The organism is Pontimicrobium sp. MEBiC01747 (assembly GCF_053601635.1).
In genome coordinates this window covers 1-2,091 of the sequence record NZ_JBSHNS010000362.1, presented here as the reverse complement: position 1 = coordinate 2,091, position 2,091 = coordinate 1, and the positions used below count along the sequence as shown (strand labels likewise).

The 2,091-nt window shown below is 35.7% G+C and carries 2 protein-coding genes; one reads left to right on the top strand and one right to left on the bottom strand.

Going from position 1 to position 2,091, the window contains the following annotated elements; translation table 11 throughout:
• The coding region (locus ACVC2P_RS11865; RefSeq protein WP_452598685.1) for a redoxin family protein at positions 1-177 on the bottom strand (177 nt) is incomplete at its 3' end.
• A gap of 229 nt (positions 178-406) precedes the next feature.
• On the opposite strand from ACVC2P_RS11865, the gene katG reads away from it, so the two are divergent.
• Positions 407-2,091, top strand: a 1,685-nt coding sequence (gene katG / locus ACVC2P_RS11860) for a catalase/peroxidase HPI (protein ID WP_452598684.1), incomplete at its 3' end; no start/stop codon positions are given.

Below are 2,091 nucleotides of genomic sequence, written 5' to 3'. Positions count from 1 at the left end.
CACACCAGTATCTACACTTGGAAATATGTTTAAAACAACTTTATGTCCTTCAAAATCTGATAGAACTTGAGTAGATAAGTCGCTTACTGTTAATTTAAAGTCTGGAGCTTTTGTTCCTATTTGGGGAAGGCTACCTGATGTTTCTGCAGGATTTCCGCCTAATGTAATTGATGCCATTTCTATTGTTTTTTAATTAGAAGACTAAAAATAAACATTAATTATATGTTACCCTATATTATTTCTGTTGATTTTATTTTAAATAAATTATAGTTATTGATTTTTGTTTAAAGTATAATTAAAAACTATTATTAAATAAAAACTATCAATTTTTTGAATGTTGACCGAGCGCTTTAATTAACTAATTTTATAACAAGATTAAATGAATAACAACTAAAATATAAATACTATGAATAATCAAAATGGGGATATTAGCAAATGTCCTTTTCTGAGTGGAGAACAAACTAAAGCTGCTGGTGGCGGAACATCTAATAGAGATTGGTGGCCAAATGAATTAAAATTAAATATTTTAAGACAAAATGGAGCTAAATCTAATCCATTAGGAGAAGATTTTAATTATGCTGAAGCTTTTAATAGTGTTGATTTTGCAACACTAAAAAAAGAAGTTATTGATTTAATGACAGATTCTCAAGATTGGTGGCCAGCAGATTATGGCCATTATGGACCTTTTATGATTAGAATGGCATGGCATAGTGCAGGAACTTATAGAGTAGGAGATGGAAGAGGTGGTTCTGGTTCTGGAACACAGCGTTTTGCACCCCTTAATAGTTGGCCAGATAATGGTAACTTAGATAAGGCACGTTTATTATTATGGCCAATTAAAAAGAAATATGGTAAAAAACTGTCTTGGGCGGATTTAATGATTCTTGCTGGTAACTGTGCGTTAGAGTCAATGGGCTTTAAAACGTTTGGTTTTGCTGGAGGAAGAGAAGATGTTTGGGAGCCAGAACAAGATATTTATTGGGGATCTGAAAACCAATGGTTAGGAAACGATGAGCGTTACGATACTAGTGATAGTGATTTAGAAGGGCATTTAGGAGCTGTACACATGGGATTAATTTATGTAAATCCTGAAGGGCCAAACGGAGAGCCAGATCCATTAAAATCTGCACACGATATAAAAATAACATTTGGTCGTATGGCAATGGATGATGAAGAAACTGTGGCATTAGTTGCTGGAGGACATACATTTGGTAAAGCGCATGGTGCAGCAGATCCAGATCAATATGTTGGAGCAGAACCTCATGGCGCTTCTATAGAAGAAATGAGTACAGGTTGGAAAAATACTTTTGGTTCTGGTGTATTAGATGATGCAATTACTAGTGGAATAGAAGGTGCTTGGACGCCTAACCCAACACAATGGGATCATGATTACTTTGATGTATTACTAAATTACGATTGGGAATTAACTAAAAGTCCAGCTGGAGCACACCAATGGACACCAACTGCGGCTTCTAATGCAAAAATGGCACCTAAAGCAGGAGATGCTAATGGAAAACAAGCATTAATGATGACTACTGCCGATATGGCTTTAAAAATGGATCCTACTTATTTAGAAATCTCTAAACGTTTTCATAAAGATCATAAAGCATTCGAAGACGCTTTTGCAAGAGCATGGTATAAGTTAACACATAGAGACATGGGGCCTGTATCTCGTTATTTAGGACCTGAGGTACCAAAAGAAGAGTTGCTTTGGCAGGACCCAATTCCAACAGTAGATTATACTTTAAGTGATGAAGATATAGACTCTTTAAAAGTAAAAATTATAGCGTCAGGACTAACTGTATCTCAATTGGTAAAGACGGCTTGGGCATCTGCATCTACTTTTAGAGGATCAGACAAGCGAGGAGGTGCTAATGGAGGACGTTTACGATTAGAACCACAAAGAAGTTGGGCAGTTAATAATCCAGCAGAATTAAATAAAGTATTAAATGTTCTGGAAGAAATTCAGAAAGAATTTAGTGGTACAATTTCCATGGCAGATTTGATTGTTTTAGGAGGGAATGCAGCAGTTGAAACGGCTGCCGTAAGAGCAGGATACTCAGTTGATGTACCATTTACTCAAGGTAGAGG